The organism is Chryseobacterium koreense CCUG 49689 (genome assembly GCF_001045435.1).
Lineage (GTDB): Bacteria > Bacteroidota > Bacteroidia > Flavobacteriales > Weeksellaceae > Kaistella > Kaistella koreensis.
This window is the reverse complement of record NZ_LFNG01000044.1, coordinates 1-6,280: the sequence shown is the minus strand read 5'-3', so window position 1 is coordinate 6,280 and position 6,280 is coordinate 1. Positions and strand designations below refer to the sequence as shown.

General features: G+C 35.1%; 8 protein-coding genes. 7 read left to right on the top strand and 1 reads right to left on the bottom strand.

Features of this window, described 5'->3' with window-relative positions:
- From ACM44_RS14470 to ACM44_RS14440, 7 genes are all read left to right on the top strand, one after another.
- Nucleotides 1-863: hypothetical protein (locus tag ACM44_RS14470; RefSeq protein ID WP_048500773.1), on the top strand; the 863-nt coding region annotated here is incomplete at its 5' end.
- Nucleotides 814-2,403: a hypothetical protein gene (locus ACM44_RS14465; protein ID WP_152669396.1), complete on the top strand. Its 1,590-nt coding sequence runs from the start codon at nucleotides 814-816 to the stop codon at nucleotides 2,401-2,403. The genes ACM44_RS14470 and ACM44_RS14465, both read left to right, overlap by 50 nt.
- Nucleotides 2,404-2,416: 13 nt before the next feature.
- On the top strand, nucleotides 2,417-3,043 hold the full coding sequence (locus tag ACM44_RS14460; protein WP_048500771.1) for a hypothetical protein: 627 nt from the start codon (nucleotides 2,417-2,419) through the stop codon (nucleotides 3,041-3,043).
- Between the two features lie 7 nt (nucleotides 3,044-3,050).
- Nucleotides 3,051-3,248: a hypothetical protein gene (locus tag ACM44_RS14455; protein WP_048500770.1), complete on the top strand. Its 198-nt coding sequence runs from the start codon at nucleotides 3,051-3,053 to the stop codon at nucleotides 3,246-3,248.
- Between the two features lie 392 nt (nucleotides 3,249-3,640).
- Complete coding sequence (locus ACM44_RS14450) at nucleotides 3,641-3,913, top strand: transposase (protein ID WP_048500769.1); 273 nt, start codon at nucleotides 3,641-3,643, stop codon at nucleotides 3,911-3,913.
- Entirely contained in the window at nucleotides 3,910-4,773 is an 864-nt protein-coding gene (locus tag ACM44_RS14445) for an IS3 family transposase (protein ID WP_048500768.1), read from the top strand. The genes ACM44_RS14450 and ACM44_RS14445 overlap by 4 nt, the downstream gene beginning before the upstream one ends.
- A gap of 175 nt (nucleotides 4,774-4,948) precedes the next feature.
- Complete coding sequence (locus ACM44_RS14440) at nucleotides 4,949-5,494, top strand: hypothetical protein (RefSeq protein WP_152669394.1); 546 nt, start codon at nucleotides 4,949-4,951, stop codon at nucleotides 5,492-5,494.
- A 42-nt stretch (nucleotides 5,495-5,536) separates the two neighbouring features.
- Here the strand turns inward: ACM44_RS14440 and ACM44_RS14435 are convergent, their stop codons facing one another.
- Nucleotides 5,537-6,148: an integrase core domain-containing protein gene (locus ACM44_RS14435; RefSeq protein WP_048500766.1), complete on the bottom strand. Its 612-nt coding sequence runs from the start codon at nucleotides 6,146-6,148 to the stop codon at nucleotides 5,537-5,539.
- Between the last annotated feature and the right edge of the window lie 132 nt (nucleotides 6,149-6,280).

Below are 6,280 nucleotides of genomic sequence, written 5' to 3'. Positions count from 1 at the left end.
CAGAAAAAAGCACCGCTAAAAGCAGTGCCTTTGAAAACTATATTTCGTCGGCCAACCTATCCCTCTCGGGTTGCTCCCCAGCAGAGCCCGATTCCGTTTCGGTTGGCAGATGCAAATTTCAATTGAAAAAACTATATTTACAAACTGTCAAAAAAGTAGACCACTTACCGAATGAATTAAGCAGATTCTTCGAAAGTGAAGCTGCTGAAAATCTTATTGTAAGAATATCCAGCTCATTTAATAATAGTACATTAAACAGAATTGATGAGTTTTTAGAAGGTCTTGTAGATCCTAAAAATCATATATCGTTAGGTAATGCAAATGAAGGTAAAGTTACGCTGTACCAATATATCTACGATAGAATGAGCACCAGCTGGAATTTTACAAAAGGACTTATACAATTATCCAATTGGGTTGTGAATACAAAATTTAAACCAACTGATACGAAAGGTGCTTTTGTACAAACTCTATATTTACTTTGGCAATTTAGCAAATATAATCCGTACAACGAAAATGGAACGCTCAAACAAAATATTTTCTATATTGAATCTTTAGAACCGATTTCCAGTAAACCGGCTTCTAATGACCAATTTTTTGTAGAAGATAATGCTCCTGCTGTTCCTCCTTCCACAATTTTCAAATACAGTTATGAAACGGCATACCAATTTAAAAAAGAAACTAACTCTGTTCAAACTACATTTGAATATCCGATTCGATATCCTGATGCTGCGCCATTAACGATGCCATATGAATCGGAAAAAAAACTAGGTATTTATTTCGATAACTTTTCTTTTAAATTTAATGGTAATAAAATTGTGGCCATTCACGAAGACCTCCCCCAAATTACCTTCAGATGTTATTGATACATATGTAAATGCTTATACAGAAGCATTGTTTGGAACATATCATATTTACCAACCCGTTACACTCATCAATAGTAATGTAGAGACAAAAGCTCCAATTCCTATGATGTATGGAACGCAAACAGAAGTAGGAAACGGAAATCTTACCATCAACTCTCTTATTCCTATTTTTGTTTTGAAAATGATAGATGATATTGGAGACCAAAGCGATGCGGAAACCGTTGTTGGTTATTTGGTAGATGGTATTCTTACCTTTTCAGGAATTGGAAACCTTACCAAATTACGACATTTGAAGTGGGCGGCTTTAGGAGCATCAGAAGAAGCAGTTGGTCTGCTTACCAAACAAGGATTGAGAGTAGTCTTGGGAGGTGTGGAATTTACTTCTGGAGCATTGGGCTTTTTTGCCAATTTTGTGGAGTGTAATGCCAATGACGAGTTTTGCAAGAATGTAAAGAATTTTATTATGCTGTTACAGCTAGCCACACTTTCTGTAACAGCAGTAGATACTGTGGCTTCTTTGGCTTTGAAGACTTCTGCGAAAAGAATAGTTGAAAATGTAGGTGGTGCAACAGAAACCGAAATTATACAGAATGTAAAAAATAGGTTAAAAACTCTGCATCCAAATGAAAGCGATGCTTTGTTGCAAGAAGTATCGTCTACCATTTACAGAACATCTATTGTATTAAACTCGGGTTTACCAGTTTTTACAATTATTGCAGTCGTAAAAAAGCTAATCAATATCAGAAAATTTGTATTAAGGGCAGAATATACGGAAGAAGTGATGAAAAACTTTATCAATTATTGTAAAAACGAACTTAAAATTACAGATGATATTCTAACAGAAGATTTGCTTGTAATAGCAAATAGAAATGCCAAACCTATTTCTGCTATAGACTTGCCAAAACAGGCAAATTACTACATAAACGAGGTTTTAAAACGAGGTTTTCCTGCAGGGATTTCCAGCAAAGCTAATTATAAATCATTCTGTAACGGCTCTAAAAATTACGTTATAGAAACATTGGGTGATTTGGATGATGAATTTATCTATTTTGAAGATAAGTTTGAATTTTTTGTGAAAGGTAGTTCTGTAAGGGCACCAAGAACTACTGGAGACCCCAATATAAACAATGTAGAGTTGCCGGAATGGAGAGCTGGTGATATAGAAACTGACATTATGCTGGATGAAAATAATTACAGGCTTTTTATACAGAAAATGGATAATTATGTGGAAAGTTTGAAGAAAAGCAGAAAAATAGAGAAGGATCAATATTATAAATTAAAAGAACATCTTAACCCTAATGGAGATTTTATTACCTATCAATTTTTTGAATTGCTTCCTTCAGGTAGTACAGATTTTACTACGGGATATAGGAATACCTGCAAACAATACACTTCTTTTCCTGCTGATAAAATAGATTTTGCCATAGTTAAGAAAAATAAAATTATTAGTGTCTCTACAGGCAATTATGCGAGAGAAGTGCGAGGAGGAAAAATTGTAGGAAAATATGATATGAAACCTAAATTACCATATATAGAATAAATAATAAAAAATTATGAGTACAGAAAAAAAATATTATAATGAATTTTTTAAAGAGATTACCGAACAACAAGTTGGTCATTTAAATAATTATTATATAAATCACGTAATAAACGGAAAATTAAAAAAAGTAGAAGATATTAGTCCCAATTTTTTTATGGGGGAATATTATTTGGATTCCAACGAAAACCTTCAGGAAAAGATACAGGAATTATGTATCAATCAAAACCAAAGGTGGATATTTTATACACAGGAAGCCTCAGCATTTGGTTTTACATTATGGAACTCGGTAGATATAGATAAAATTGGAAATTTATTATTTAAAGGTAAGCACGTATTAGATAATCTAAACCGAAGAATTTTTGGTTGTTCAATTGATAATGTAACAGGTATAAGAGAACGTTCATCTAAAACCTATTACAATGATAATGGTGACACTCCATTATTAAGATTTTCTTATAAAGCAGATGGCAGTATCTCATATATGAGTGATGTACAGGATACCTGGGGCTTAGATGGAGGCTGGCCAATGGATGTAGCAGAACTGATAGCTGTAGATCAAAATGTTGGAGCATTTCCTTGGGATGAGCATCCTTATTTTCATTCCGCAGAACCGTATTTACCTACGAGTGCTGTGATCTAATAAAATTATGAGTACAGAAAAAAAATATTATAATGAATTTTTTAAAGTTATTACAGAACAACAGGCCAACCAATTAGGAAAGGTATATGTAAATCATATAATTGAAGGAAAATTAGGTAATGTATCAGATTTGTTGATGAAGTTGTATATAATTGATAATCAATTTGATTATAACTCTTTTTTCAAAAGAAAAGAAGTTCTTTAATATACTGTTTGGTTAGTAACCCCTGAAATAATAAAAACTAGTCGCCTTAAAATACCAAATATCAAAACAAGTGTTTCAGATATGTTGATGGATAAAACACTCATTAGTTAAAATATGTGGACAAAAAAAATAGTGTTCCATTGAGATTTGTAATGATTCTTTTCAATCCTACTAAAATTAGGATTTTCTTTTCTGATTGCTTTTAAAATTCGCAGTAAACATCGGTTAATGATAAATAATTAATAAAATTAACAAAAAATATATGTGTAGTATACAAAATATTTTCTAATTTTATAAAAAACTAAAACCAGATGAAAACCTCAAATTATATATAGTTCCCCCCGAAAATCGAACAGTAAGTTTAATTGGAAAAAACCTATTAAATTTACAATATGTCACAGAGAAGAAAATTCAATTCACAATTTAAGTTCAAGGTTGTCGTAGAAGCCTTGTCGGAGCGTCTTCCGTTTCACGAACTTGCAAAAAAGTATGAACTTCATCCTAACCAAATTACCACCTGGAAGAAAGAATTCTTAAAGAATGGAGCCGATATTTTCGGTAAAGAAAAGGCTTTGGAAGAAAAAAAAGAGGATGTCGACAAGCTCTACAAAGTCATCGGGCAGCAGAAAATGGAGATTGATTTTTTAAAAAAAGCCTTGTCATGAAACAGAGTGTATCGGAAAGAAAGACACACATCGACAAGGTGGAAAAAATCAGCGTTAAGACCCAATGCGGCCTTCTGCAAATCTCTCGCAGCAGCCATTACTACCGAAGGGTTCCGGAAAGCGAATTAAATCTGAAACTGATGCGGATTATTGACGCGGAATTCATGAGGCATCCCTGGAAAGGCGTTCCCAGAATGTTGCAGTGGCTGCGTAAGGACTGCGGTATTTTGGTCAACAAAAAGCGTGTGGAGAGGCTTTACCGTGTGATGGGCATCAGTGCCACCGCTCCAGGTCCCAACACCAGCAAAAAGGGGAAAGGAAAAAAGCATAAAGTATATCCCTACCTGTTGCGCAACTTGCCCATTACCGCTCCGAATCAGGTTTGGGCGATGGATATTACCTATGTCCCGGTTCGGGGAGGTTACCTGTACCTGTGCGCCGTGATCGACCTTTACAGCAGATTCGTACTGTCTTGGAGTTTGAGTAACACGATGACTTCGGAATGGTGCAGGGACACGCTGGACGAGGCCATAGAAAAGTATGGAAAACCCGAAATCATCAATACCGACCAAGGTGCGCAGTTCACCTCGGAGCTGTTTACCACCTATGTGGAAAAATTGAAAACGGTGCGCCTGAGCATGGACGGAAAAGGACGCGCGCTGGACAATATCTTCATAGAAAGACTTTGGCGCAGTGTTAAATACGAAAACATCTATCTTTACGCCTACAGTGATGGGCGGGAATGCTACCGGGGACTGGCAAAATACTTCAGTTACTACAACCATAATCGACGGCATCAAAGCCTGGAATATAGATTCCCGGCAGAAGTTTATCTCAAAGAAAAGAAAGCAGCAGCATGATGAAAGTTACAGCAGTTTTACACATTCCCACACTACACGGAAAAATCTTTCAAGGGATTTTTCCTATGTGGAAATTTGCAAAACTGCTACCCTCAAAACAAACAAAGTCAAACTTAACTTTTACGATTTACTGTCCAAACTTTGGGGGGAACTATATAATAAAGCCTTAAAACATATGAAAAAATTAATTACATTATTTTTATTTATACTCTTTAGCTCTGCAAAAGCTCAAATGAAGTATGATACGATTATGTTTAACAATATCACTCTTAATAACGCAAGACTAATTACAAAGTTCAACCATATAAAAAAACTTATTGATGTCACTAAAACAAGAGCAAAAGTATTTACTTATAATGACATCCATATACCCTTTCTTTATTTGACGAAGGAAGATTTTATATACACAGTATATTCCCAAAATCTTGGATTCAGTTATGCAGAGCTAAGACCTGACGATATTTTAATTGAATTTGTAAAACCGAGCAAAAATTTAATTTTAAGAATAGAAACAAAAAACACATCGATTATTATGACTAAAAAAAATGCTCTTTCACTTTTAAAGAGGTTTTATAAGAATTCATTTAAGTCTTTCCAAAACGACAAAAAAGAATTTAAATTAATAGTCAAAAAGGGAAATCAATATGCTTTATGCTGTCTGATATTTGATAATTGTAGATTTGTTGAAATGTATTTGACTGAAATAAGTCAAGGTATCTGAAAAATCACGTAACATATAAAGGAAAGTGTAATCTTCCCATTACTAGTAACACTCAAAAGTAGAGTTTTTTGTTAATATTTCTGTCGGTGTTGTTGAAAAACTTTGTTGGAATGTGGGAAAATCCGCTGGATTGGCGAGGCTGATTTTTCCATATTTCAACAAAAAGTCCCTTGGCGTGAGATATTGCAGTGCGCTGTGAGGTCTCTCGTTGTTGTATTTCCACATCCAAATTTCTGCGTAATTCCTCATCTGGACAAGGTTTTCAAATAGGTATACATCCAGAAAGTCCGTCCTGAACGTCCTGTTGAACCTCTCGATCAGGGAGTTTTGAGTTGGTTTCCCCGGCTGGATGAAGTAGAGGTCAATTTCGTGAAACTTGCACCAGTTCTTTAATTTTTCGGCAATAAATTCCGGACCGTTGTCTGCACGGATTTTTTCTGGTTTACCTCTCCATTCGACCAGCTCTTCCAAGCTCGAAATCACTTTTGCCGAAGGCAGGCTCGTGTCGATGCTTAACTGCAGAATCTCCCTGTTGAAGTCGTCCATGACATTTAGGCTTCTTACCTTTTTGCCGTTTTCCAGCGTATCGTGCATGAAATCCATGCTCCACGTTACATTGTGGAAACTTCGGTGATATTGACCACCCAGTTTCAATTTAAACTGACCACCTAAGTTCGGTTTAAACTGACCACCTAATTTCGGAGTAAACTGACCACCCCTTTTTTCATTCAGTGAACTGCTTTTTTCATGTGTTAATGTAGGTTCAAATTTAGATAAAAATTACTG